General features: G+C 67.0%; 23 protein-coding genes, 1 tRNA gene and 1 pseudogene. 15 read left to right on the top strand and 10 right to left on the bottom strand.

Going from position 1 to position 25,658, the window contains the following annotated elements; genetic code table 11:
• The first annotated feature begins 172 nt into the window (after positions 1–172).
• Together SB786_RS12375 and SB786_RS12370 are read left to right on the top strand one after the other, a co-directional pair.
• The gene (locus SB786_RS12375; protein ID WP_410727703.1) at positions 173–1,831 is read left to right on the top strand and encodes an MFS transporter; all 1,659 of its coding nucleotides are present in this window, start codon (positions 173–175) and stop codon (positions 1,829–1,831) included.
• Positions 1,832–1,948: 117 nt separating this feature from the next.
• A tRNA-Met gene (locus SB786_RS12370) sits at positions 1,949–2,025 on the top strand.
• A 105-nt stretch (positions 2,026–2,130) separates the two neighbouring features.
• On the opposite strand, the gene SB786_RS12365 is transcribed toward SB786_RS12370, so the two are convergent.
• Together SB786_RS12365 and SB786_RS12360 are read right to left on the bottom strand one after the other, a co-directional pair.
• Entirely contained in the window at positions 2,131–3,102 is a 972-nt protein-coding gene (locus tag SB786_RS12365) for a LysR family transcriptional regulator (protein WP_410727701.1), read from the bottom strand.
• Positions 3,103–3,299: 197 nt separating this feature from the next.
• The gene (locus SB786_RS12360; RefSeq protein ID WP_175703016.1) at positions 3,300–4,268 is read right to left on the bottom strand and encodes a GlxA family transcriptional regulator; all 969 of its coding nucleotides are present in this window, start codon (positions 4,266–4,268) and stop codon (positions 3,300–3,302) included.
• Positions 4,269–4,382: 114 nt separating this feature from the next.
• Between SB786_RS12360 and SB786_RS12355 the strand changes: the two genes are divergently transcribed.
• A complete protein-coding gene (locus SB786_RS12355; protein WP_410727699.1) occupies positions 4,383–5,066 on the top strand; it encodes a DJ-1/PfpI family protein in 684 nt (227 codons plus the stop codon).
• An 81-nt stretch (positions 5,067–5,147) separates the two neighbouring features.
• Positions 5,148–5,459: a cupin domain-containing protein gene (locus SB786_RS12350; RefSeq protein ID WP_410727698.1), complete on the top strand. Its 312-nt coding sequence runs from the start codon at positions 5,148–5,150 to the stop codon at positions 5,457–5,459.
• A gap of 43 nt (positions 5,460–5,502) precedes the next feature.
• Here the strand turns inward: SB786_RS12350 and SB786_RS12345 are convergent, their stop codons facing one another.
• Positions 5,503–5,787 carry a PAAR domain-containing protein gene (locus tag SB786_RS12345; RefSeq protein WP_410727696.1) on the bottom strand — a complete coding sequence of 95 codons (285 nt, stop codon included), beginning with the start codon at positions 5,785–5,787 and terminating at the stop codon, positions 5,503–5,505.
• Between the two features lie 136 nt (positions 5,788–5,923).
• Here SB786_RS12345 and SB786_RS12340 point away from each other — a divergent pair, with 136 nt between their 5' ends.
• The 3 genes from SB786_RS12340 (at position 5,924) to SB786_RS12330 (ending at position 10,706) form a co-directional block, all read left to right on the top strand.
• A complete protein-coding gene (locus SB786_RS12340) occupies positions 5,924–6,271 on the top strand; it encodes a hypothetical protein (RefSeq protein ID WP_410727694.1) in 348 nt (115 codons plus the stop codon).
• Between the two features lie 195 nt (positions 6,272–6,466).
• On the top strand, positions 6,467–7,354 hold the full coding sequence (locus tag SB786_RS12335) for a LysR family transcriptional regulator (RefSeq protein WP_410727693.1): 888 nt from the start codon (positions 6,467–6,469) through the stop codon (positions 7,352–7,354).
• A 244-nt stretch (positions 7,355–7,598) separates the two neighbouring features.
• On the top strand, positions 7,599–10,706 hold the full coding sequence (locus SB786_RS12330; protein ID WP_410727692.1) for a transglycosylase domain-containing protein: 3,108 nt from the start codon (positions 7,599–7,601) through the stop codon (positions 10,704–10,706).
• A 34-nt stretch (positions 10,707–10,740) separates the two neighbouring features.
• Here the strand turns inward: SB786_RS12330 and SB786_RS12325 are convergent, their stop codons facing one another.
• Positions 10,741–11,088, bottom strand: coding sequence for a GFA family protein (locus SB786_RS12325; protein ID WP_006757979.1), 348 nt, complete (start codon positions 11,086–11,088; stop codon positions 10,741–10,743).
• 154 nt (positions 11,089–11,242) lie between these two features.
• Between SB786_RS12325 and SB786_RS12320 the strand changes: the two genes are divergently transcribed.
• The gene (locus SB786_RS12320) at positions 11,243–11,488 is read left to right on the top strand and encodes a DUF1272 domain-containing protein (protein ID WP_410727689.1); all 246 of its coding nucleotides are present in this window, start codon (positions 11,243–11,245) and stop codon (positions 11,486–11,488) included.
• 26 nt (positions 11,489–11,514) lie between these two features.
• Here SB786_RS12320 and SB786_RS12315 read toward each other — a convergent pair whose 3' ends face one another.
• Positions 11,515–12,219, bottom strand: coding sequence for a FadR/GntR family transcriptional regulator (locus SB786_RS12315; protein WP_410727688.1), 705 nt, complete (start codon positions 12,217–12,219; stop codon positions 11,515–11,517).
• A 134-nt stretch (positions 12,220–12,353) separates the two neighbouring features.
• On the opposite strand from SB786_RS12315, the gene dgoD reads away from it, so the two are divergent.
• The gene (gene dgoD / locus SB786_RS12310; RefSeq protein WP_410727687.1) at positions 12,354–13,502 is read left to right on the top strand and encodes a galactonate dehydratase; all 1,149 of its coding nucleotides are present in this window, start codon (positions 12,354–12,356) and stop codon (positions 13,500–13,502) included.
• 165 nt (positions 13,503–13,667) lie between these two features.
• Here dgoD and SB786_RS12305 read toward each other — a convergent pair whose 3' ends face one another.
• Positions 13,668–14,600, bottom strand: coding sequence for a copper resistance D family protein (locus tag SB786_RS12305; RefSeq protein ID WP_410727686.1), 933 nt, complete (start codon positions 14,598–14,600; stop codon positions 13,668–13,670).
• 377 nt (positions 14,601–14,977) lie between these two features.
• Here SB786_RS12305 and SB786_RS12300 point away from each other — a divergent pair, with 377 nt between their 5' ends.
• From SB786_RS12300 to SB786_RS12290, 3 genes are all read left to right on the top strand, one after another.
• Positions 14,978–15,742, top strand: coding sequence for a c-type cytochrome (locus SB786_RS12300; RefSeq protein ID WP_034176448.1), 765 nt, complete (start codon positions 14,978–14,980; stop codon positions 15,740–15,742).
• Positions 15,743–15,761: 19 nt separating this feature from the next.
• Positions 15,762–17,060 carry a c-type cytochrome gene (locus SB786_RS12295; protein WP_006757973.1) on the top strand — a complete coding sequence of 433 codons (1,299 nt, stop codon included), beginning with the start codon at positions 15,762–15,764 and terminating at the stop codon, positions 17,058–17,060.
• Between the two features lie 129 nt (positions 17,061–17,189).
• On the top strand, positions 17,190–18,632 hold the full coding sequence (locus SB786_RS12290; protein ID WP_410727685.1) for a DEAD/DEAH box helicase: 1,443 nt from the start codon (positions 17,190–17,192) through the stop codon (positions 18,630–18,632).
• On the opposite strand, the gene SB786_RS12285 is transcribed toward SB786_RS12290, so the two are convergent.
• The 3 genes from SB786_RS12285 to SB786_RS12275 all read right to left on the bottom strand — a co-directional run bounded on the left by SB786_RS12285 (position 18,626) and on the right by SB786_RS12275 (position 21,986).
• Complete coding sequence (locus SB786_RS12285) at positions 18,626–19,135, bottom strand: hypothetical protein (protein WP_410727684.1); 510 nt, start codon at positions 19,133–19,135, stop codon at positions 18,626–18,628. The two genes, SB786_RS12290 and SB786_RS12285, sit on opposite strands and share 7 nt — an antisense overlap.
• A gap of 66 nt (positions 19,136–19,201) precedes the next feature.
• Entirely contained in the window at positions 19,202–20,029 is an 828-nt protein-coding gene (locus SB786_RS12280; RefSeq protein ID WP_410727683.1) for a ferritin-like domain-containing protein, read from the bottom strand.
• Positions 20,030–20,345: 316 nt separating this feature from the next.
• The gene (locus tag SB786_RS12275) at positions 20,346–21,986 is read right to left on the bottom strand and encodes a gamma-glutamyltransferase family protein (RefSeq protein ID WP_410727682.1); all 1,641 of its coding nucleotides are present in this window, start codon (positions 21,984–21,986) and stop codon (positions 20,346–20,348) included.
• Positions 21,987–22,209: 223 nt separating this feature from the next.
• Between SB786_RS12275 and SB786_RS12270 the strand changes: the two genes are divergently transcribed.
• Complete coding sequence (locus tag SB786_RS12270; protein ID WP_012364650.1) at positions 22,210–22,989, top strand: DeoR/GlpR family DNA-binding transcription regulator; 780 nt, start codon at positions 22,210–22,212, stop codon at positions 22,987–22,989.
• Positions 22,990–23,290: 301 nt separating this feature from the next.
• Positions 23,291–23,488, top strand: a complete 198-nt coding sequence (locus tag SB786_RS12265; RefSeq protein ID WP_006757968.1) for a hypothetical protein — start codon at positions 23,291–23,293, stop codon at positions 23,486–23,488.
• Between the two features lie 97 nt (positions 23,489–23,585).
• Here the strand turns inward: SB786_RS12265 and SB786_RS12260 are convergent.
• Positions 23,586–23,956 (bottom strand): annotated as a pseudogene (locus SB786_RS12260) (hypothetical protein).
• Between the two features lie 161 nt (positions 23,957–24,117).
• Between SB786_RS12260 and glpD the strand changes: the two are divergent.
• Positions 24,118–25,641, top strand: coding sequence for a glycerol-3-phosphate dehydrogenase (glpD, locus tag SB786_RS12255; protein WP_410727681.1), 1,524 nt, complete (start codon positions 24,118–24,120; stop codon positions 25,639–25,641).
• Positions 25,642–25,658: the final 17 nt, after the last annotated feature.

Raw genomic sequence — 25,658 nt, 5'->3', positions numbered from 1 at the left:
GCCCGTTTGCGACCCGATCGAGGGGCGAAGCGGCCGATTCGGCGCGGGTTAACGCGCAGTCGTTTTGTGCCCGCAAGTCAGTGCGCCGTAAGTTTCCGTGCCAATAATCGTCGACAGGCCCCGCCCACCCAAGGCGGCCGCATATCTATATCAAGGGACTTGGAGACGATTCATGGCAACCTTAGGCGGGCAAATTTCGCACTCGCCGATGACGGCCGAAGAAAAGAAGGTGATCTTCGCGTCGTCGCTCGGCACCGTGTTCGAGTGGTACGACTTTTACCTGGCCGGGTCACTCGCGGCCTACATCAGCAAGAGCTTCTTCTCCGGGGTCAATCCGACCGCCGCCTTCATCTTCACGCTGCTCGGCTTCGCGGCCGGCTTCGCCGTGCGGCCGTTCGGCGCGATCGTGTTCGGCCGCCTCGGCGACCTCGTCGGCCGCAAGCACACGTTCCTCGTGACGATCGTGATCATGGGCATCTCGACCTTCGTGGTCGGCTTCCTGCCCGGCTACGCGACGATAGGCATCGCGGCGCCCGTGATCTTCATCGCGATGCGGCTGCTGCAGGGCCTCGCGCTCGGCGGCGAGTACGGCGGCGCGGCGACCTACGTCGCCGAGCATGCGCCGGCGAACCGGCGCGGGTTCTACACCGCGTGGATCCAGACGACCGCCACGCTCGGCCTGTTCCTGTCGCTGCTCGTGATCCTCGGCGTGCGCACGTTCATCGGCGAGGAAGCGTTCGGCAACTGGGGCTGGCGCGTGCCGTTCGTCGCGTCGATCCTGCTGCTCGCGGTGTCGGTGTGGATCCGGTTGCAGCTGAACGAATCGCCGGTGTTCCTGCGCATCAAGGCCGAGGGCAAGACGTCGAAGGCGCCGCTGACCGAGGCGTTCGGCCAGTGGAACAACCTGAAGATCGTGATCCTCGCGCTCGTCGGGCTGACCGCCGGCCAGGCCGTCGTCTGGTACACGGGCCAGTTCTACGCGCTGTTCTTCCTCACGCAGACGCTGAAGGTCGACGGCGCCAGCGCGAACATCCTGATCGCGATCGCCCTCCTGATCGGCACGCCGTTCTTCCTGTTCTTCGGCTCGCTGTCGGACCGGATCGGCCGCAAGCCGATCATCCTCGCCGGCTGCCTGATCGCGGCGCTCACCTACTTCCCGCTGTTCAAGGCGCTCACGCACTACGCGAACCCGCAGCTCGAACTCGCGACGCAGAAGGCACCTATCTCGGTCATCGCCGATCCGGCCACCTGCTCGTTCCAGTTCAACCCGGTGGGCACGTCGAAGTTCACGAGCTCGTGCGACATCGTGAAGAGCGCGCTCGCGAAGGCCGGCCTGAACTACGAGAACGTCGCGGCGCCGGCAGGCTCGACCGCCCAGATCAAGGTGGGCGACACGGTGATCCCGGCCTATGACGGCAAGGCGGCCGATGCGAAGGCGCAGGGCGCGGCATTCGACAAGACGCTCGCGTCGACGCTGAAGGGCGCCGGCTATCCGGCCAAGGCCGACCCGGCGCAGCTCAACTGGCCGATGACGATCGTGATACTGACGATCCTCGTGATCTACGTGACGATGGTCTACGGTCCGATCGCCGCGATGCTGGTCGAGATGTTCCCGACGCGGATCCGCTACACGTCGATGTCGCTGCCCTATCACATCGGCAACGGCTGGTTCGGCGGCTTCCTGCCGGCGACCGCGTTCGCGATCGTCGCGGCGAAGGGCAACATCTATTCGGGGCTCTGGTATCCGATCGTGATCGCGCTGGCCACGTTCGTGATCGGTCTGCTGTTCGTCAAGGAGACGAAGGACTCGAACATCTACGCGCAGGATTGATGAGGTCGGGCAGGCGGGGGCACCCCGCCTGCAACCCGGGCCGCCGACAACTTTTTTCGGGGAAGATGAAAAAAGGTGTTGACAGCCCGGCGACACATCTACATAATTCAATTCTTCGGCGAATTAGCTCAGTCGGTTAGAGCGACGGAATCATAATCCGCAGGTCCGGGGTTCGAATCCCTGATTCGCCACCAAATGCGAAAAGCCGCTGTTCCGCAAGGAACAGCGGCTTTTTTCATTGCGTCATCCGGCACACGAGATATCGCGCGTCGCCCATCCTTCCGGCCACGCGCGTGGCGCTACGCCACCACCGATCCGCGCTCCTCCACGGCATCCGCACGCACCTTCCCCCGCCAGTTCTCCCCGCCCTCCAGCGCCGGCGTCGACTCGAACAGCTCCGCGAGCCAGTCCGCGAACACACGCACCTTCTGCGACAGATGCCGGTTGTGCGGATACACGATCGAAATCGGCTTGGGCTTCGGATTGCAGTCGGGCAGCACCTCGACCAGCGAGCCGTCGCGCAGGTTCGGCAGCACCATGAACAGCGTCGGCTGGATCATCCCGAACCCTTCGAGCCCGCACGTCACGTACGCATCCGAATCGTTGACGGTGACACTGCCGTTCATCCGCACCTCGAGCGGCTTGCCGTCGATCATAAACACCCACGGAATCGCCCGCGCGCCGTGGCTCGCGCGGAAATTGACCGAATGATGGTCGGCCAGATCGGCGATCTCCTGCGGCTCGCCGTGACGCGCCAGATAGTCGCGCGACGCGCAGGTCACGCGCTTGAGCATCCCGATCCGCCGCGCGACCATCGACGAATCCTCGAGCGGCCCGACCCGGATCATGCAGTCGATGCCCTCCTCGACCGGATCCACGTAGCGGTCCGACAAGCCGAGATCGAGCGTGATGTCCGGATAGCGCTGCCGGAAGATCGACAGCGCCGGCAACACCACGCGCCGCCCGAGCGAGCTCGGCATGTGCACGCGCAGCACGCCGCTCGGCTTGCGGTTGCCGGACTGGAAACTCGCGTCGGCCTCCGCGATCTCCGAGATGATCTTCATGCAATGCTCGTAGTACGCGGCGCCCTCCGGCGTCAGCGACAGCCGGCGCGTCGTCCGGTGCATCAGCCGCACGCCGAGCAGCGCCTCGAGATTCTGGATGATGGTCGTGACCGACGCGCGCGGCATCGCGAGCGTGTCGGCCGCGCGCGTAAAGCTGTTCGCGTCGACCACGCGGGTGAAAACTTCCATTGCCTGGATGCGGTCCATGCTGCGCCCCCTTCGAATCGCCAACAGGACAGAATAGAGCGCGCAACGGGCGCGGCACAAGCCCCCGCCCATTGTTCTCCACTTCTGAATAGTCAACGCACTTCGGACTGGAAAATGATCGGCTTTCGTTCAGTTCGGCACGACGATCGTTCCGTCCCCGGCTACCGCACGCCGGCCGCGCGCGGCACGCCCGCGCGTTACCGCACGAACCGCTCGCGATAGCCCTGCGGCGACACGCCGAGCACGCGCACGAAACTGCGCCGCAGCGTCTCTTCCGAACCGAAGCCGCACCGCGTGGCGATCCGCTTGACGGGCCACGCGGTTTCGCCGAGCAAACGCTGCGCGGCCTCGACGCGAATCTGTTCGACCGCGCGCGCGGGCGTGCGGCCGGTGCCCGCCCGGTAGTGACGCACGAAGCTGCGCTCGCTCATGCTGACGCGCTCGGCGAGCGCGGGCACCGAGAGGTCGGCCGTCAGGTGCTCGGCGATCCATGCATGCAGTTCGCCGAAGCGATCGTCGGTGCGCTGCATCGACAGCATCGCGCTGAACTGCGCCTGCCCGCCCGGCCGCTTCAGGAACACGACGAGTTCGCGCGCGGCGTCGAGCGCGACCGCCCGCCCGAGATCCTCCTCGACGAGCGCGAGCGCGAGATCGATGCCGGCCGTCACACCGGCCGACGTCCACAGCGCGCCTTCGCGGATGAAGATCGGATCGGGCTCGACGCGCACGTTCGGGTAACGCGCCGCGAATTCGTCGCAGCGCGCCCAGTGCGTGACCGCACGCCGCCCGTCGAGCAGGCCGGCCTCGGCGAGCAGGAACGCACCGGTGCAGACCGACGCGACACGTCGCGCGCGCTGCGCCTGCTGCCGGACCCAGCGCACCATCCGTACATCCTGCGACGCGGCGCGCACGCCCTTGCCGCCGGCCACGATCACCGTATCCGGCCGTCCGGCGGAGCGCAGCGAATCGGCCATCACGACGAGGCCGGACGACGTCTCGAGCGGCCCGGCCTCGGCGGCGACGACGCGCGGCGCATACGGCGCCGGCTGCCCCCGTTCCTCGGCGAGTTCGTTGACGGACGCGAACACCTGCAGCGGCCCGCTCACGTCGAGCAACTGCGCACGGGGGAACGCGAGAATCAGGATCGAGCGCGGCGCGGTAGACATGATGATTGGCTGAAAACGTGGGTGATATGGCAATTTCGCCAAACACTACGCGCCTAGAATCGATCTGTCCAATCGTGCGCCGGTCGCGGCGCCCCTTCCCTACGGAGTGTTCGCATGACCCTGCATATCGGCCTTCTCGTGTTTCCGGGCGTCCAGCAACTCGATCTCACCGGCCCGCACGACGTGCTCGCGTCGCTGCCCGACGCGGCTGTCCATCTGGTCTGGAAATCGCGCGACACCGTCGCGTCGAGCAGCGGCCTCGCGCTCGCGCCGACCTGCACGTTCGACGACTGCCCGCCGCTCGACGTGATCTGCGTGCCCGGCGGAATCGGAATCAACGACCTGCTGCTCGATGCGGAAACGATCGCGTTCGTGCAGCAGCGCGCGGCCACCGCGCGCTACGTGACGTCGGTCTGCACCGGCGCGCTGCTGCTCGGCGTGGCCGGCCTGCTGCGCGGACGCCGCGCGACGACGCACTGGGCGTTTCACGGGCTGCTCGAGCCGCTCGGTGCGGTGCCCGTGCGCGAGCGCGTGGTGCGCGACGGCAACCTGATCACCGGCGGCGGCGTGACGGCCGGCATCGACTTCGCATTGACGATCGCCGCCGAACTCGTTGGCGACGAAGAGGCGCAGTCGATTCAACTGGCGCTCGAATACGCGCCGGCGCCGCCGTTCGATGCGGGCTCGCCGGATACCGCGCCCGCGTCGGTCCTGAAGCGGGTGACCGAGCGCTCGGCAGCAGGGCTGGAGAAGCGCAGGCAGATGATCGACACGGCCTTGCGCGCGATGGCGCGCTGATCCCGAGCACACCGAATCCGCAGGGCTGGCGACGCGACCACGCCGCCCGCCCTGCGCGGCATCCACACTCACGGACCTACGATGAACATCATCCGCAGCACCGCGTTCACCGCCGAGCGCCCATGGGGCGCGCTGGACATCGCGAACCTGAACGGCATCACGGTCCGCCTGCACTGGACCGATCAGCCGTACCGGTGGCATGTGAACGACGGAGAGGAGGTGTTCGCGGTGCTCGACGGCCGTGTCGAGATGCGCTACCGGGAAGCGGGCATCGAGCACGCGACGGTGCTCGAAACGGGTGACGTATTCCACGCGACGATCGGCACCGAGCACGTCGCGCACCCGCTCGGCGAAGCGCGCATCCTGGTGATCGAGACCAAAGGCAGCGCGTGACGACGGGCAGCCCGCGGCGGGCGTCGCACGGATTCGACGGGCATCAGCCCGAGAGGGTGCCCGTGGCCTGCGACGGGATCAGCTTCGGCTGCGGCGTACACAGGCACTGGCACAGGTCGTGTTCGAGCGCGACGACCTTGCCCATCACGGTCATCGTCCGCTCGCCGCCGTCGGACACGATCACGCCCTGGGTCTTGCATGCGGCGCAGAACACGGGTGCGCCGAGATAGGCGAGTTCGCGGCCGTCGAACGACGAATTGGCGATGCCCTCGAGCACGACGCCGCCATGGTCGGTCGTGTCGCCCTTCAGAATGAATTTGCGGCTCATGGTTCGGCTCTCCCTCGGAAACGCCGCGCGGCACGGCGTCGGGCCGCGTACGGGCAGTCGGTATCCGCCCGTCGGTCGCGGGCGTTTCGCGAGGATATCACCGCGCGGTCGAGCGCCACCGCGCGGATCGGAACTTGTGCCGCATGCCGACGCGCGCGCCTGGAACTGCCGGTCGTTCGCGGATGCACCGGGCCAGTTGATCGCCGCGACGGCCAGATGCCCCGTCGAACGGATCGTCACGATCGACGTGAAGGAGACGATTCCGGCCGTGTCGGCCGGCGTGCTCACGCGGCGCGATGCGCTGACCACGGTCGCGTGCGACGACCTGATCCCTGCTTCCTCGAGGCTGTGCGCCGGTACGATCCCGCGAAACTTCTATGGCGATAGCGTCCTGTCCTATCCAATTCGAATCGCACTACGAATATTGATTTTCTTTATAAGAAAAATCATGTCTAATTTCGTACAATTACTAAATACAAATTGAGAAAGAAAGTGTATATAGGACAAATCCCAGCAATATAATCCGACCCGCCGATGGCCCGCCTGGCCATTATTTTGAGACGGATCCGGCAGTTGAGCAATACATCATTCCATAATACTTATTCGCGTTAATTGCCCGTTCAAATACAACGTATCGACAGATAGAATTCAACAAACAATTCTATTTATTGATAAAAAAATGGACGAACTTCTGCCAATGCGGCTATTCATCAAAGTAGCCGAACTTCACAGTTTCGCGCGTGCAGCCACGGAACTGAACATCTCCAACTCGTCGGCCACCCGCCTCGTCATGGGCATCGAGGATCGGCTCGGCGCACGCCTGCTGAACCGCACGACGCGCAGCCTGTCGCTCACCGACGCCGGTCATCTGTATCTCGCGCAGATTCGTCACGTGATCGAGGAAATCGACCGCGTCGAGGACACGATCGCGTCGATGCATCACGAGCCGATTGGGTCGCTGAAGATCACCGCGCCGGTGATGTTCGGCATGCACGTGCTCGCACCGGCGATCGATGCGTTCAAGACGCTGCATCCGGCCATCGTGCCGGAAGTCACGATCGTGGACCGCCATGTCGACCTCGTGTCGGAGGGCTTCGACGTCGGGCTGGTGCTGTCGCAGCGCATCAGCACCAACACGCTGGTCACGCGCCCGCTCACGCGACTCAAGATGATCGTCTGTGCGGCGCCCGGATATGTCGAAGCCCACGGCGCACCGATCCATCCGCACGATCTCGCGTCGCACGCGTACCTGACGTTCCATGCCGATTTCGCGGGCGAATACCTGTCGTTCGATCACGAGCCTGCGCGCGTCGCCGTGCGGCCGAATAAATCCGCGTCGTCGAACAACATCGGGTTGATCCGGAACTGGGCATTGTCGGGCATGGGCATCGCGGTGCTGCCCGACTTCCTCGTCGAATCGGATCTCGCCGACGGACGGCTGCTCCCGCTGCTTCCCGACTATCGGCTGGAGGAACTCGAGATGAATATCGCGTACCCGAGCCGGCGGCACTTTCCGCGCAAGACCCGGCTTTTCGTCGATCACCTGGTCGAGTATTTCGTCAGGTGAAAGAAGCGTTCACTCGCGCACCTTTTTTGCATCGACGACGGGTGCGGGAGACAAACCCGCGGCCCGCCGCGCAACCGCGCCAGCCCGGCCACGGGCGGCCGCGCCGCCGCCCGTGCACGGTGCGGGCACACCTGTTGCGCCGCTGCATCTCAGTAGTGAACCGCTCTTGGCAGCCGGCCGTTGAGGACTACACTAATCCTTAATGAGGTGCGGCCGGAGCCCGTGCCTCCAGGGAGACGCCGCCATGAATCGGCCACTGAATCGCATCCTGCCGCGCGTGACCGGTAGTGCATCGGTCTGGACGTGGATCAAGTGGTCGTTGCTGGCCGCGCTGGTGATCGCCGTCGCGATCATCGTGCGGCTCGTGATGACCGAGATCGCGACGTCGCGCATGCAGGCGCACTACCTGTCCGAACTCACCCGCGACGTCGGCTACACCGTCGAGGCGGGCGCGAGCGACCACATCCGCTTCCCTGCCAACGGGCCTTACGACGAGCGCCTCGGTTATTCGATGATTCCCGCGTTCCAGCAGCGTCTGCTCGCGCGCGGCTTCGTCGTCGGCCACCAGGCGCGCGATTCCGACCGGATGCTGCAGCTCGCCGATCGCGGGCTGTTCCTTCCTTACGAAGAGAAAGACCAGACCGGGCTGATGCTGTTCGACTCGACCGGTTCGCCGCTGTTCGCGACCGTGTTCCCGCAGCGCGTCTACGCCGACTTCGACACGGTGCCGCGCGTGGTCGCCGATTCGCTGATGTTCATCGAGGATCGCTACCTGCTCGACGCGAACCAGCCGAACCGCAATCCGGCGATCGACTGGGGGCGCTTCAGCCGCGCGCTCGCCGACCAGGCGATGCACGTCGTCAATCATCACCAGGCGCGCCCGGGCGGCAGCACGCTCGCGACGCAGATCGAGAAGTTCCGCCATTCGCCTGACGGCCGCACCGCGACGCCGCCGGAGAAGCTGCGCCAGATCGCGTCCGCGTCGATCCTCGCGTACCTGAACGGCCCGCAGACGATGCTCGCGCGCCGCGCGATCCTGGTGCGCTACCTGAATTCGGTGCCGCTCGCCGCGCGGCCGCACGTGGGTGAGATCAACGGTATCGGCGACGGTCTCACCGCGTGGTACGGCCGCGACTTCACCGACGTGAACCGCATCCTGTCCGCGCCGACGACCGGCGACAACGTCGACGAACAGGGCAAGGCGTTCCGCGAGGTGCTGTCGCTGATCATCGCGCAGCGCGCGCCGTCGTACTTCCTGAATCGCGGCTACCCGGCGCTGCAGAAGCTGACCGACAGCTACCTGCGGCTGCTGTCGAACGGCGGCGTGATCTCACCCGCGCTGCGCGATGCGGCGCTCGCCGCGCAGATCGAGCGCAGCGCGCCGCCGGCCGCCGCGCACGTGCAGTCGTTCGTGTCGCGCAAGGCCGTGTCGTCGGCGCGCGCGTCGCTGCTCTCGGCGCTCGGCATCAGCGACCTGTACCAGCTCGACCAGCTCGATCTGGAAGCCACGAGCACGCTCGACAACGGCGTGCAGCAGGCGGTCGCCGACCGGCTCGCGCGGGCGTCGACCCGCGACGGCGCACAGGCTGCCGGCCTGTACGGCTACGAGATGCTCGCGCCGAAGGACGACCCGTCTCATCTGACGTACAGCTTCACGCTGTACGAGCATCGCAACGGCGCGAACATGCTGCGCGTGCAGACGGACAGCGTGAACCAGCCGTTCGACGTGAACCGCGGCGGGCGCATCAACCTCGGCTCGACCGCGAAACTGCGCACGCTGATCACCTACCTGCAGATCGTCTCCGAGCTGCACGCGCGCTACGGCAACCTGTCGAACGCACAACTCGCGCACGTGAAGCCCGATCCGATGGACGCGCTGTCGCACTGGGCGCTCGACTACCTGTCGCATACGCGCGACCGCTCGCTGCAGGCGATGCTCGACGCGGCGGTCGAACGCAAGTACTCCGCGAGCCCCGACGTGTTCTACACGGGCGGCGGCGCGCAGGTGTTCTCGAACTTCGAAAAGTCGGACAACGGCCGCATCCTGACGCTGCATAAAGCTTTCGAGCATTCGGTCAACCTGGTGTTCGTGCGGCTGATGCGCGACATCGTCCATTACGAAATGCTGAAGGCGGCCGGCCCGTCGACGTCGTGGCTCGGCGATCCGGAGCAGCGCAAGCATTACCTCGAGCAGTTCGTCGACGGCGAAAGCAAGGTGTACGTGAAGCGCTACTACACGCGCTACGCGGGCAAGACGCCCGACGACGCGCTCGCGCTGATGCTGCAGGACGTGCGCAAGTCGCCGCCGAAGATCGCGACGGTGCTGCGCAGCGTCGCGCCGAACGAATCGCTCGCGTGGTTCAGCGCGCACATGCGCGCGCAGCTGAAGGGCACGCCGGCCGCGACGCTGTCGGACGACGATCTCGCTGCGCTCTACGCGAAGTACGCGATCGACCGCTTCAACCTCAACGATCGCGGCTACATCGCGAGCGTCCACCCGCTCGCGCTGTGGACGCTCAATTACCTGCGCGCCCACCCGAACGCGCCGCTCGCCGACGTCCAGCGCGACAGCCGCGATGCGCGCTTCTACACGTACTCGTGGCTGTACAAGACCCGCTACCACGCGACCCAGGACCGGCGCATCCGCCACATGGTGGAGCTGCGCGCGTATGGGGAAATCACGAAGGCGTGGCGCGCGCTCGGCTATCCGTTCGAGGAAGTCACGCCGTCGTTCGCGGCCGCGATCGGCGCATCGGGCGACCAGCCGGACGCGCTCGCGAAACTGATCGGCCTGATCGCGAACGGGGGCCAGAAGGCGCCGACCGAGACGATCACGCGCCTCGATTTCGCGAAGGGCACGCCGTACGAAACGCGCTTCGTGCGCGCGGCCGCGCAGCCGCAGCCGGTGCTGGCGCCCGAGATCGTCCAGGTGGCGCGCACGCTGCTGCGCGACGTCGTGCTGAACGGCACCGCGCGGCGCCTCGCGGGCGGCTTCACGCTGCCCGACGGCAAGACGCTCGAGGTGTACGGCAAGACCGGGACGGGCGACCAGCGCTTCAATGTCTACGCACGCGGCGCGCGGCTGATCGAGTCGCGCAAGGTCAACCGCAGCGGCACGTTCGTGTTCGTGCTCGGCGACCGCTTCTTCGGCGTGCTGACGGCGACGGCGCACGAGCCGTACGCGGCGCGCTACGACTTCACGAGCGCGATGGCCGTGCAGTTGCTGAAGTCGATGGCGCCGGCGCTCGCGCCGCTGATCGAGCGCCCGGTCGGAGCCGGCACGCGCACGACGGGCCCCGCACCGCAGGCGGAAACGCCCACGCCGCAGGCCGCACCGGTCGAGCCGTCCTGACCGCCTCCCGCACGCTTACGCGACGACGCGCCGCTCAGACCGAGCGGCCGTCGAAATGCGTGACGGGCAGCGCGTCGATATCGACATCCTCGAGGCATCGCACGTTGATCGCGGCCATCTCGGTGCCGTTCGGGTGCGTACCCTCGCCGAACGCGTGAATCCCGCAGCGCTTGCAGAAGCGATGGCGGATCACGTGCTTGTTGAACAGGTAGGTCGACAGATTGTCGTCGGGCGTGAGGAGCGTCATGTGGTCGCGCGGCACGAACCACATCAGCGCGCCCTTGCGCCGGCAGATCGAGCAGTTGCAGGCCATCACGCCCTGCAGGTCGCCTTGCGCCTCGAACTTCACGTCGCCGCAGTGACAGCTTCCGCGATAGAGCATGGTCGTCTCCCGGTGCGGCCCGTGCGCGACGACGGCGCCCAGGCGGGACACCGTTGGCCGGGCCGATCCATGCAGGTACAGTAGCGCGCACATGCGCCGCACGCAATGTCCGGCGGCGCCCGTCCCGACCCGCCCCAAACCAAGGAAAACCGTCATGCTCGAACTGCGCCCCGGCTGCGAATGCTGCGACAAGGACCTGCCGCCCGATTCGGCGGACGCGCGCGTCTGTACCTTTGAATGCACGTTCTGCGCGACCTGCACCGACGAGGTGCTGAAGGGCCGCTGCCCGAACTGCGGCGGCGACCTGGTCGCTCGCCCGCGCCGGCCCGCGAGCCTGCTCGCGAAGTATCCGGCGTCGACGGAGCGCATCCACAAGCCGGGCGGCTGCGCGAACGCCTGACGGCGCCGCATCGCCCGCCGCTTCCGTCACGACATCTCGATCCGCGCGCGCGTGATCGCGAGCAGCGACGCCATCGCGCGGCGCGCGCCATCCTCGTCGCGTACGCGAATGGCGTCGCTCACAGCCGCATGCTCGGCGAGCGACGCATTGAACACGTGCGCCCGGCGCGCGTTCAGGTGCAGTTGCGCCTCGAGCGTGCGGTCGATCAACGCGCCGAGCGGCACCAGCAGCTCGTTGCCGCCAGCCTCCAGCACGCTCAGGTGAAAGCGCAGGTCCGCGCGCACCCATTCGTCGACGTTGCGCGCGGCGGCCATCGCGCGCACCGCGTCATCGATCGCGTCGAACGCGGCCTCCCCGTGCGAACGCGCGGCCAGCGCGGCCGCGTGCGGCTCGATCATTTCGCGCATCTCCTGCAGCTTGAGCGCGAACGCGAGCGGCGGCGCGACCCGCGCGTACCAGTCGAGCAGGTCGGCGTCGAGCAGATTCCATGCGCGGCGCGGCCGCACACGCGTGCCGACCTTCGGCCGCGATTCGACCAGCCCCTTCGACGTCAGCGTGCGCAGCGCCTCGCGCAGCACCGTGCGGCTCACGCCGAACATCTCCATCAGGTCCGGCTCCCGCGGCAGCAGCGATTCGGGCGGATAGTCGCCGCGCAGGATCGCCGTCGCCAGGCGGAAGGACGTCTGTCCATGCAGGTCGTGTTGAATGATCGTTCTCCGTTGGCCGGGCATGCCGCGACTGTCCACTATCTGCACAATAGTGCTATTAATACTATTTTTTATCGGGCTACGCTAGGATAACCGTCACGTACTCGACCGGCGCCGCCGCCGCACGTCCGCGCCGCGCAACCCAGGAGACTCGCGACATGAAAATCATCCGCCTCGAAACCTTCGTCGTCCCGCCGCGCTGGCTGTTCCTCAAGATCGAAACCGACGAAGGCATCGTCGGCTGGGGCGAGCCGGTGGTCGAAGGCCGCGCGCACACGGTAGAAGCCGCCGTGCAGGAACTCGCCGACTATCTGGTCGGCAAGGATCCGCTGCTGATCGAGGATCACTGGCAGGTGATGTATCGCGCCGGCTTCTACCGCGGCGGCCCGATCATGATGAGCGCGATCGCGGGCGTCGACCAGGCGCTGTGGGACATCAAGGGCAAGCATCACGGCGTGCCGGTGCACGCGCTGCTCGGCGGCCAGGTGCGCGAGCGCATCAAGGTGTATTCGTGGATCGGCGGCGACCGGCCGAGCGACGTCGCGAACAACGCGCGCGCGGTGGTCGAGCGCGGCTTCAAGGCCGTGAAGATGAACGGCTCCGAGGAGCTGCAGATCGTCGATACCTACGACAAGGTCGAGCAGGTGATCGCGAACGTCGCGGCGGTGCGCGACGCGGTCGGCCCGCACGTCGGGATCGGCGTCGACTTCCACGGCCGCGTGCACAAGCCGATGGCGAAGGTGCTCGCGAAGGAGCTCGATCCGTACAAGCTGATGTTCATCGAGGAGCCGGTGCTGTCGGAGAACGCCGAGGCGCTGCGCGACATCGTGAATCAGACCAACACGCCGATCGCGCTCGGCGAGCGGCTCTACTCGCGCTGGGACTTCAAGCACATCCTCGCGGGCGGCTACGTCGACATCATCCAGCCCGACGCGTCGCACGCGGGCGGCATCACCGAGTGCCGCAAGATCGCGACGCTCGCGGAAAGCTACGACGTCGCGCTCGCGCTGCACTGCCCGCTCGGCCCGATCGCGCTCGCCGCGTGCCTGCAGCTCGATGCGATCAGCTACAACGCGTTCATCCAGGAACAGAGCCTCGGCATCCACTACAACCAGGGGAACGACCTGCTCGACTACCTGCGCAACCCCGAGGTGTTCCGCTACGAAGACGGCTTCGTCGCGATCCCGCAGGGCCCGGGGCTCGGCATCGACGTCAACGAGGAGAAGGTGCGCGAGATGGCGAAGACGGGCCACCGCTGGCGCAATCCGGTGTGGCGCCATGCGGACGGCAGCGTCGCCGAGTGGTGATGCAGCGGTGAGGTGAGATGAGATGACTTGCGTTGCGCGGCGGACCGGCCGCGCATTGCAGGTCGAGACGGCCGCCCGACAGGCGGCCGCTTTTACATCCGCGGCATGTGACTCATGTGGCTCATGCAGCTCACGCGGGGACGGCGCCCCGCGCCGAACCGGCCGTCAGCCGAGCGCCGCGAACCCCGGCACGCTGAACGACAGCACGGCGGCCGCGACGAACACGGCGATCATCGTCAGCGCTTCGAGATGCAGGATGTTGCGGAACGTATGCGCGTCTTCGGTCGACGCGGTACGGCGCAGGCGCGGCAGCGCGGAGAAGCGGTTCAGCCCGCCGAGCACGAGCGCGAGCGCGACGAGCAGCAGCTTGAGCAACAGCACGCGCCCCCACGTGCTGCCGTCGAGCGGCGCGAGCGAGCCGCCAAGCCCGCGCAGCGCATTGAGCACGCCGGTGCCGAGCACGAAGACGACCGCGATCGCCGACGTTCGCGACAGTCGCTGGCCGATCCGGATCAGTGCGCCGCGCGCAACCGACGAACCGAGCACCGGCAGCACCGCGAGCCCGGCCGCGAGCACGAGGCCGCCCCACACCGCGGTGGCGAGCAGGTGCAGCGTCTGAACGCCGACAGCCGCGGACAGCGGGCCCGTGTCGGCCGCATGGCCGAGCGACGCCTTGCCGGCCGCGACCACGATCACCGCGAGCCACAGCACCGCGTGCGCGACCGGGCCCTCGGGCTTCGCCAGCGCGACGATCGCGAGCACCACGGCGCCGGCGAACGCGACGCTCCACGCAAAGCCCGCATGCGTCTGCGTGAGCATGGTGGGGATCGCATCGAACGCGCCGCCGAGGCCCGCGCCGCTCATCGACGCGGCTTCGTACACGAGCCAGCCGAGATCGGCGAGCACGAGCGCCAGCGCCGCCGCGACCAGTGAATGTTGCGCGCGCAGCCATGCATGATGCGACGGTGCGAGGACCGGCCGCGCGCCGTCCTTGCCGAGCCACGCCTTGAGCAGCGCCGAGCCGACCGCCATCGCGAACGTCGCGTCCATCAACGCCGCGAGCGCGACCTGCCCGATCCACAAGCTGTCGATCCTCATCGCACGCGCCCTCCCGCAAACGGCCGGCCCGCGGCGCGGCGGCAAGTGGAACGACAGCGGGAAGACGGCAACGGCACGGTAGGGAACGTCATCGATGAATCCGGAAACGGGAGAAATGACTGGATCTGCGGCGGAGGCGGCGCCGCGCGACCCGCGAGTGTACGGTCTTCGATGGTCAAAGCGCACGCCGGTTCACATCATCCGTACAGATAGCGCGGCAAATTGTCGCAAGTCGCAAACAGACACGAACCCATGTCCTTTTGCCAAATAGCCGTCATTACCCATCGATGATAGAATGCCGCGTCGCAGCAGCCCGGCTGCCCTGCCATCCATGCGCCGAGCCGATCGTAGCCCGGACAGGTCCCCGACGAATAAACATGGAGTCTCGTGTGTCTTCAAGACGCCTCTTCCGTCCGTTGCTCGCCGTTCTCTTGATCGGTGGCGCGGGCCTTACGAGCGCTGCTCAAGCGCAGACCAAGCCCACGGAGCAAGCGCACGCCCAGCAGGCGCCGCTCAAGGCACCCGATACGATGGCCGAGCGTGTGCGCGGCTGTACCGCATGCCACGGCGTTCACGGCCAGGGCACGGACAACGACTATTTCCCGCGTCTTGCCGGCAAGCCGGCCGAGTACCTGTACAACCAGCTCGTCAACTTCCGTGACGGACGGCGCAAGTACCCGCCGATGAACTACCTGCTGACGTACCTGAACGACGATTACCTGAAAGAGATCGCCGAGCACTTCTCGGCCGAGCGTCCGCCGTACCCGACGCCGGCCAAGCCGACGCTGCCGGCCGCCACGCTCGCGCGCGGCAAGCAGCTCGTCACGCAAGGCGATCCGTCGCGCAAGCTGCCGGCCTGCGTGGCCTGCCACGGCGCCGGGCTGACCGGCATGCAGCCGGCGATCCCGGGCCTCGTCGGCCTGCACGCCGATTACCTGAGCGCACAGCTCGGCGCATGGCGCTCGGGCAACCGCCACGCGAAGGCACCGGATTGCATGCACGATATCGCGTCGAAGCTGTCGGATGAAGACGTCACGGCCGTGACCGCGTGGCTCGCCGCGCAACCGGCGCCCGCCAACCCCGTGCCGGCCCCGGCGCGTTCGATGAAGACTCCGCTCGCCTGCGGCAGCGAACCGCAATAAGGCAAGGGAGACAGACACAATGAAACGCAAGTCCCTGTTTGCACTCTCGGCTGTCGCGATCGTCGCGGCCGTCGCCCTCGTGCCGGTCCTGTGGCCGGGCAATGACACGCTGCACGGCGCTGCCGCCGTCGCGGCCACGCCGGCCGACCAGGCCGCGCTGATCAAGAAGGGCGAATACCTCGCGCGCGTCGGCGACTGTATCGCGTGCCACACCGTGCGCGGCGGCAAGTCGTTCGCGGGCGGCCTGCCGATGGCGACGCCGTTCGGCACGATGTACACGCCGAACATCACGCCGGACGACAAGGACGGCATCGGCAAGTGGACGTCGGACGACTTCTACCGCGCGATGCACACCGGTCGTTCGAAGGACGGCAGCCTGCTCTATCCGGGCTTCCCGTTCGCGAGCTACACGAAGGTCACGCGCGCCGATTCGGACGCGATCTACGCGTACCTGCGTTCGGTCCCGCCGGTCTCGGTGCCGAGCCGTCCGCACGAATTGAAGTTCCCGTTCAACAACCGCAACCTGCTGATCGGCTGGCGCACGCTGTTCTTCAAGGAAGGCGAGTACAAGCCGGATCCGACCAAGTCGGTCGAATGGAACCGCGGCGCGTACCTCGTCGAAGGCCTCGGCCACTGCTCGATGTGCCACACGTCGATCAACATGATGGGCGGCCCGGTGAACTCGGCGGCCTTCGCGGGCGGCCTGATCCCGCTGCAGAACTGGTATGCTCCGTCGCTGACGAACGACAAGGAACTCGGCCTCGGCGACTGGCACGTGCAGGAGCTGTCCGACCTGCTGCAGGCCGGCGTGTCGAACAAGGGCGCGGTGTTCGGCCCGATGGCCGACGTCGTGCACAACAGCCTTCAGTACATGAACGACGAAGATACGCGCGCAATGTCGACGTACCTGAAGTCGATCCCGCAGAAGGCTGAAGCGCCGAAGAACATGCAGTACGAGCCGTCGAAGCAGTTCGGCAACACGCTGTTCGACCAGGGCAAGAAGATCTACGCGGACAATTGCGCGACCTGCCACGCCGAAACCGGCGCGGGCAAGCCGCCCGCGTATCCGCCGCTCGCGGGCAACCATTCGATCGTGATGGAATCGGCAGTCAACCCGATCCGCATGGTGCTGAACGGTGGCTACCCGCCGAGCACGTTCAAGAATCCCCGTCCGTACGGGATGCCGCCGTTCGCACAGTCGCTGTCGAACCAGGAAGTTGCGGCAGTCGTCACGTATATCCGGATGTCGTGGGGCAACAACGGTACGCCGATCTCGCCGCAACAGGTGAGCGACCTGCGTTCCGCGCCGCTTGACTAAATAACGCGCGACACAGACGGGGGCGCGGCTGCGGGAAAACCGCAGCCGCGCCCCTTTGCTTTTTGCGACGCCATTCCCCGCGCGGGCCGCGCGAGGCGTCGCAGATCATAAAACTCAAGAGTGGTATCTATGTCTTTCGAATCTCTCGGCTTGGCCGAACCGCTTGTCAAGGCGGTCAACGAACTTGGCTACACATCGCCGACTCCCATCCAGCAGCAGGCCATCCCCGCCGTCCTCGGCGGCGGCGACCTGCTCGCCGGCGCACAGACCGGCACCGGCAAGACCGCCGGCTTCACGCTGCCGATCCTGCAGCGCCTGCACACGTACTACGCCGAGCATCGCGGTGCGAAGCGCGCGGTGCGTGCGCTGATCCTCACGCCGACCCGCGAACTCGCCGCCCAGGTCGAGGAAAGCGTGCGCGCGTACAGCAAGTACGTGAAGCTGCGCTCGACCGTGATGTTCGGCGGCGTCAGCATCAATCCGCAGATCGACGCGCTCAAGCGCGGCGTCGACATCGTCGTCGCGACGCCGGGGCGTCTGCTCGACCACATGCAGCAGAAGACGATCGACCTGTCGAATCTCGACATCCTCGTGCTCGACGAAGCCGACCGGATGCTCGACATGGGCTTCATCCACGACATCAAGCGCGTGCTGGCGAAGCTGCCGCCGCAGCGCCAGAACCTGCTGTTCTCGGCCACCTTCTCCGACGAGATCAAGTCGCTCGCCGACAGCCTGCTCGATTCGCCGGCGCTGATCGAAGTCGCGCGCCGCAACACCACCGCGGAAAGCGTCGCGCAGAAGATCCACCCGGTCGATCGCGATCGCAAGCGCGAGCTGCTCACGCACCTGATCCGCGAACACAACTGGTTCCAGGTGCTCGTGTTCACGCGCACCAAGCACGGCGCGAACCGGCTCGCCGAACAGCTGACGAAGGACGGCATCAGCGCGATGGCGATCCACGGCAACAAGAGCCAGTCGGCCCGCACGCGCGCGCTCGCGGAGTTCAAGAGCAGCACGCTGCAGGTGCTGGTCGCGACCGACATCGCCGCACGCGGGATCGACATCGACCAGCTGCCGCACGTCGTCAACTTCGACCTGCCGAACGTGCCGGAAGATTACGTGCACCGGATCGGCCGCACGGGCCGCGCAGGTGCGACCGGTGAAGCCGTGTCGCTCGTGTGCGTCGACGAGAAGCAGCTGCTGCGCGACATCGAGCGGCTGATCAAGCGCGAGATTCCGCAGGAAGTGATCGCGGGCTTCGAACCCGATCCGAGCGCGAAGCCGGAACCAATCCAGCAGCGCCGCGGGCAGCAGCAGCCGCGCGGCGGCAGTGGTGGTGGCGGCGGCAATCGCCAGCCGCGTGCAGGCGGCTCAGGCCAGCCGGCCGCGAAGCGCGAAGGCAGTGCACAGCCGAAGGCCGCGAAGGCCGCCAAGCCGCGCACGGCCGGCGGCGCGGGCGGCAATGCCGGCAGCGGCCGTCCGGCCGGCGGCACCGGCGCACGCCCCGCGAACGGCAACGCCGCGCACCCGAACCGCAATCGTTCGTCGCGCAGCGGCCAGCGCGGTCACTGAAGCCGCGCCGCCGCGCGCCGCAGGTGCTCGACCTGGCTTTGCCAGCGCGCGAGCACCTCGGCGCGCGCCTCCCCTTCCAGCGCAAACGTGACGCCGGTCGCGAGACGCGCATAGCCGACCCGCTGCGCATCGCCGTGCGCGATCGTCGCAGCGAATCCGGCCAGTCCGCCGAAGTCGCCTTCGAGCGGCTCGATCCTCAGTTGTGCCTGAAAGAATGCGCCGTCCGCGACGAGCGTCAGCGCGGCCGCGCGCCGCTGCGCGATCGCACGCGCCGCGCGCGATTGCGGCCATAGCGCGAGCAGCAGCGTATGCGCGTCGCGCGCATGAATCTCGCCGACGCTGAGCAGCGTCGTGCGCAGCTGGCCGTCGTCGGTCGCGACGATCAGCGACGCGGCGAAGTCGGCATGGCGCTCGAGCGCGGTGCCGTCGAACAGCGCGACGACGGCCGGCGGCCACGCGTCGAACGTCCATTGTTCGAGCGCGTGGCGATGGGAATCGGTCATGATGGCGGCCCCGGTGAAAAGCAGACGATGATGCCGCAGCATACGCGCTGGGCCGCGCGGTGACGATCAGCGCATGAACACGTGCCGCGTGATCTTCGTCAGCGGATAGTGAACGCCCGGCTGGATCTTCGCGGGCAGGTCGAGCGGCTTGAGCAGCATCTTCACGCACATGTCGGCCGACAGGTTGCGCCGCACGAGCGAGCTGATGCGGGAGACGCGCTCGCGGTTGTACTGGCTGTCGCCGACGCGATCCGGATAGCGGATCGCGAACACGTGGCGCAGCGCGATCTCAGAATCCTCGTTCTTGATTTCCATCACGCGGCGCATCAACGCGCCGAGCACCGCGAGCCGGCCGTTGCCTTCGAGCTTGTTGTACTTCTTGAAGAACTTGAAGAAGTGCTTGTAGTGACGCACTTCGTCGGTGCGGATGTTGTCGGTGATTTCCTTCAGCACGGGCTCGTCCGAGCATTCGTTGATCGCGCGATAGAGCGTGGCCGTGCCCGTCTCGACGACGCAGCGTGCGACCATCTCGAGCGCGCGGGTCTTCTCGAACGCGTCGACCGAGCAGGTCTTCGAATACTCGGCGAAGAAATTCGCGAACGCGGTATCCCAGTCGAACTCGGGCCACACGTGCGCGATGTACGCCTTCAGCGCGCGCCCGTGCTGCAGTTCCTCCGGCTCCCACGCGCTGTTGAGCCACGCGGACACTTCCGGGTCGTCGTTGAAGAACTCGCTCAGGTTGCTCGTGTAGAGATCCGAGCCGCTTTCGATGAACGACGACGCGCACAGCAGCAGCAGCAGATCCTCGTTTGCGGCGGCACGCTGACGATCGATCCGGTTCAGGTCGATGTCCTCGATACGCCACGGCATGACATGCGTCGTTTCAGTAGGCATGGTGGTGCGCTCCCAGTCGTCGCGCGGCCGCCCGGCCGATGCCTTCGGCACGGGCCCGGCGCGCCCGCAGGCGACGTGTTGCTTGCATTTATAGTGGATTGGTCCGGCCGAACCATGCTGGCATCTTAGCCGCACTTGAATGTTCGTGCTTCAAAGCACTGACCATACCCGGCTGGCGCAGTTCCGCTGCGAATGTTGCGGTTCGTTAGACGAGTTCTTCGAACCGGTTGCGCGCGCTCGACGGTATGCGCGGCGCCAGGCAAAACGGACGGCCATTCGGCCGCCCGTCGCCACGCAAGAAACTGGAAGCGTTCCGTCAGAAACCGGCCGCGAGCCCATCGCGACGACTGTCGCTCGCGGCCACGTAGCCGCGGTCGGGATCGTCGGGATCGAGGCGCCACACGAACTGCCCCGAGCCGAAATCCATGTAAGGATCGTCGATCGACTTGATCGTATGGCCGCGCGCGGCAAGCGCCTCGACCGTCTCGCGGTTCATCGTCGCCTCGACGTCGAGCGTGAAGTCGCGATTGACCTTCCAGCGCGGCGCGCAGCAGGCAGCCTGCGGCTGCTGTCCGTAGCCGAGCATCCGCACGATGGTCTGCAGATGGCCCTGCGGCTGCATGTCGCCGCCCATCACGCCGAAGCTCATCACGGCCTCGGTGCGACCGTCGACTTCCTCGGTGACGAACGCCGGGATGATCGTGTGGAACGGCCGCTTGCCGCCTGCGACGACGTTCGGCGAGCCCGGGTCCATCGAGAAGCCGTGCCCGCGATTCTGCAACGCAATGCCCGTCCCGGGCACGACGAGCCCCGAGCCGAAGCCCATGTAGTTCGACTGAATGAAGCTCACCATCATCCCGCGCTCGTCCGCCGCCGACAGATAGATCGTGCCGCCCGAATGCGGCCGGCCGGCGGCGAAGTGCGTCGCGCGCGTGCGATCGATCAACTTCGCGCGTTCGGCGAGATACGCGTCGTCGAGCATCTGTTCGGGCGTCAGTTCCATCGCGCGCGGATCGGCGACGTAGCGATAGACGTCCGCGAACGCGAGCTTCATCGCCTCGATCTGCAAGTGCTGCGAGTCGACCGAATCGACGGGCCATTCGGTCACGCCCGCATGCTCGGCGATGCCGAGCGCGATCAGCGCGGCGATGCCCTGCCCGTTCGGTGGGATCTCGTGAATCGTGTGGCGGCCGAAGCGCTTGCCGATCGGCTCGACCCATTCCGGGCGGTATCCGTGCAGATCGGCTTCGGTCAACGCGCCGCCGCCTTCACGCGCGAACGCCGCGAGCTGCGCGGCGAGCGCGCCCTCGTAGAACGCGCGTGGGCCGTCCTTCGCGAGCGTGCGCAGCGTGCGCGCATGGCCGGGCAGGCATATGCGCTCGCCGACGAGCGGCGCCCGCCCGCGCGGCATGAAGGTATCGGCGAAGCCCGGCAGCCCCTGCAGCTCGGGCACCGCGGCCGCCCACTTGTGCGCGACGATCGGCGACACCGAATAGCCGCGCTCGGCGAGCTCGATCGCCGGCTCGAGCAGATCCGCGAACGGCAGCGAACCGAACTTCGCATGCAGCGCTTCCCAGCCCGCGATCACGCCCGGCACCGTCACGGTGTCCCAGCCGCGCGTCGGCTTGTTCGCGATGCCGTGCGCGTCCTCGCCGTGGCGCTTGCGGAAGTAGTCGGGGTTCCACGCGGCCGGCGCGACGCCCGACGCATTCAGCCCGGACAACCGCCCGCCGTCCCACACGAGCGCGAACGCATCGCCGCCGAGCCCGCACGACACGGGCTCGACCACCGTGATCGCGGCCGCGGCGGCCAGCGCCGCATCGACGGCATTGCCGCCCTTCCACAGCATCCGCAGCCCGGCCTGCGCGGCGAGCGGGTGCGACGTCGACACGACGTTGCGCGCGAACACCGGAATGCGGATCGTCGGATACGGGTTGTGCCAGTTGAAGCCAGTCATCGGTGCCACCTCGTCGAAAGCTGAATGAACGCGCCGCGCGCAAGCTCGGCGTGCGCGGACAGTCCGCCATTGCAGCGCGATCCGTGCGATCGCGCAAATTCATTTGTCAAATGAATCCATGCACTTTCCGCATGAATGACGGGCCACCGTGCGCTCCGCGCCGGCCGAACGCCCTTCCCGCCCCTTACAATACGCGCTCCGCCTCACGATCGACCGCCCAGCCATGACCCGAGATCCCCGCCTCACCCTCAACGCGCGCCAGCAGGAATTGCTCGAATGGGTGCAGCGCGACGGCTTCGTGACCGTCGACGATCTCGCCGCGCACTTCGCGGTCACGCCGCAGACGATCCGCCGCGACGTCAACTGGCTCGCGGATCTGAACCTGCTGCGCCGCTACCACGGCGGCGCCAGCCTGCCGACCAGCTCGGAGAACGTGTCATACACCGCGCGCCAGCGGATGTTCCACGACGAGAAGCGGCGCATCGCGGCGCTGGCGGCGTCGCACATCCCCGACCAGGCCTCGCTGTTCATCAACCTCGGCACGACGACCGAGGAAGTCGCGCGCGCGCTGAACCGCCATCACGGGCTGCACGTGATCACGAACAACCTGAACGTCGCGTCGATGATGAGCGGCTATCCCGACTGCGAGGTGCTGATCACCGGCGGCATCGTGCGGCCGTGGGACAAGGGCATCGTCGGCGAACTCGCGATCGACTTCATCCGCCAGTTCAAGGTCGACTACGCGATCATCGGCACGTCGGCGATCGAGGCCGACGGCACGCTGCGCGACTTCGACACGCGCGAGGTGCGCGTGGCCGAGGCGATCATGCAGCATGCGCGCACGGTCTATCTCGTCGCCGACCACTCGAAGGTCGGCCGCCCGGCACTCGTGCGCCAGGGGCATCTGAGCCAGGTCCATGCGCTCTTCACCGACAAGCCGCTGCCGCCGGAGATGGCCGACGCGGTGGCCGCCGCGGGCACCGAAGTGTACGTCGCCGAATGACCGTTGCGATGCTGCACCGCACCCGAAACTTCAAGTGAAATCAAGAAGTTGGCGCACCGGCCGAACCGCTAGCGGCCTGCGGGCCTGTCAAACTGAAAATTAACGGGGCGCGATTTGTCGTTGCTCGCGCGCTCGACTAGACTCCAGTTCCCCGGCCCGTTCGCACGATCCGCCCGTGCCAAGGCGTGTGCGAATCCCAAGGCCGGCGAATACAGCTTTCCCCCCAAGCCATACCCGCGGGGTATCGCGCAGCGGCGTTCGCGCCAGCCGCGCGGGCATACTGGTCGCCATGGAGAGAACGATGCTGAGTCCGCATGAATTCGCCACGCTATTGCTTGTGAAGGATGCGCCCGATCAAACCTGCATGGATCGGGACGAAATCGACGCACTGCTCGAACAGCAGCTCGTCCGCCTGGAAGGGCTCGGCTCGGGACGCAAATACTGCGTGACCGAGACCGGCGACGCCGCGTTGCGATCTATCAAATACCGATATTCCTGAAACACCGCTGATCCTGACCCGAGCGCGCCGGCCGGATTCCCGGCCGCGCCGCTTTTCCTGCTTATCCGCTTTTCCCGCCTCCCTCAGCTTTCCCGCGTCAGCCGCCGCGCAGCGTCGGATCGACCGCGGCCCGCCAGCTGACGGCCTGTGCGCGTGCGCCGTTGAAATACGCGACCCATCCGGCGCGCCCCGCCGCATCGGGTGCCGCATAGCGCGCCCAAAGTTCGTTTACGAACGCGCAATAGTTCGCTTGCGTGAGCCCACGATACCGTTTCGCCACGTACGCGTCGTACAACGTCGAGTAGACCGGCTGCGCGTCCCCGCCCCAATCGTGTGCGGCGCCGCCGCACGACGTCTGCAGGTCGACGAATGAGATGGTGCACGCCAGTTGCCGGCAAGCGGCGGCGTGCCGGCGCTGCACCCTGCCAGAACGACGGCGCAGACGCCGGCCCACATCCCAATACGCATGATTCACCTCGCGAAACGGTCGATGCCGCCAGTATCGTCCGGGATCGCCGTACGCGCTACTGCCCCGCTTTTTCGAACTTTACTTTTTCGATTTCGTTCGTTAAATTTCGAATTCGAACATTTCACGTTCGCCCATTTCCATCAGACGATAAGGACAGCAGGTGACCCAACGGAATCGCTACGATCTGCTCGTCGTCGGCGGCGGCATCAACGGCGCGGGCATCGCGCGCGATGCGGCCGGCCGCGGCCTGTCGGTCCTGCTCTGCGAGCAGGACGACCTCGCGTCACACACGTCGTCGTGCAGCACGAAGCTGATTCACGGCGGCCTGCGCTACCTCGAATACAACGAATTCGGCCTCGTGCGCAAAGCGCTGCAGGAGCGCGAGACGCTGCTGCGCGCGGCGCCGCACATCATGTGGCCGCTGCGCTTCGTGATGCCGCACATGCCGAACCTGCGCCCGGCCTGGCTGATCCGCATCGGCCTGTTCCTCTACGATCACCTCGCGAAACGCGAACTGCTGCCCGGCTCGCGCGGCATCGACATGCGCCGCCATGCGGCCGGCGCGCCGCTGATCGACTCGATCAAGCGCGGCTTCGTGTATTCGGACGGCTGGGTCGACGATGCGCGCCTCGTCGTGCTGAACGCGCTCGATGCGAAGGAGCGCGGCGCCGAGATCCTCACGCGCACGAAGCTCGTGTCGGCGGAGCGTCACGGCGACGAATGGGAAGCGCGGCTGCAGCACGCGGACGGCTCGATCCGCGTCGTGCGGGCGCGCGCGGTCGCGAACGCGGCCGGGCCGTGGGTCGGCGACGTGCTGCACGGCGCGCTCGGCCGCGGCGCGCAGCACAGCGTGCGGCTCGTGAAGGGCAGCCACATCATCACGCGGCGCCTGTTCGATCACGATCACGCGTACATCTTCCAGAACCCGGATAAGCGGATCATCTTCGCGATTCCGTACGAGCACGATTTCACGCTGATCGGCACGACCGACGTCGAATACACGAACGATCCCGCGAAGGTCGCGATCGATCGCGACGAGACGCAGTATCTGTGCGATTCGATCAACCGCTACTTCAAGCGCAAGATCTCGCCGGCCGACGTGCACTGGACCTATTCGGGCGTGCGCCCGCTGCTGGAAGACGAGAACGCGGCGAACGCATCGGCCGTCACGCGCGACTACCGCCTCGAGCTCGACGACGGCGCCGGCGCGCCGCTGCTGTCGGTATTCGGCGGCAAGATCACGACCTTCCGCAAGCTCGCGGAAGAAGCCGGCGACCTGCTGTGCGGCGCGCTCGGCCGCGATGCGAAGACCTGGACCGCCGGCGCGCCGCTGCCGGGCGGCGACATCGCGAACGCGAAGTTCGACGTGTTCGCCGATGCGTTCGCGAAGCGCCATCCGTGGCTGCCCGCCGCGCTCGCGCGCCGCTATGCGCGTGCGTACGGCACGCGTGCCGAACGCGTGGTCGACGGCGCGCAATCGCTCGCCGATCTCGGCACCGAAATCGCGCCAGGCCTGTACGACGCCGAACTGCGCTACCTGCGCGACGTCGAATGGGCGACCTGCGCGCAGGACGTGCTGTGGCGTCGCTCGAAGCTCGGCCTGCACGTCGCGCCGGGCACGCTCGACGCGGTGACGGCCGCGGTCGACGCCTGGTTCGCCGCCGCGCACGCGCCGCACGCGTGATCCGCTTGCAGTTGCAG

Origin of the sequence: Burkholderia sp. SIMBA_062 (assembly GCF_046534765.1) — a bacterium.
Taxonomy (GTDB): Bacteria; Pseudomonadota; Gammaproteobacteria; order Burkholderiales; family Burkholderiaceae; genus Burkholderia; species Burkholderia ambifaria.
Note: the sequence above shows the minus strand (reverse complement) of the source record. Positions and strands in the feature narration are given on the sequence as shown.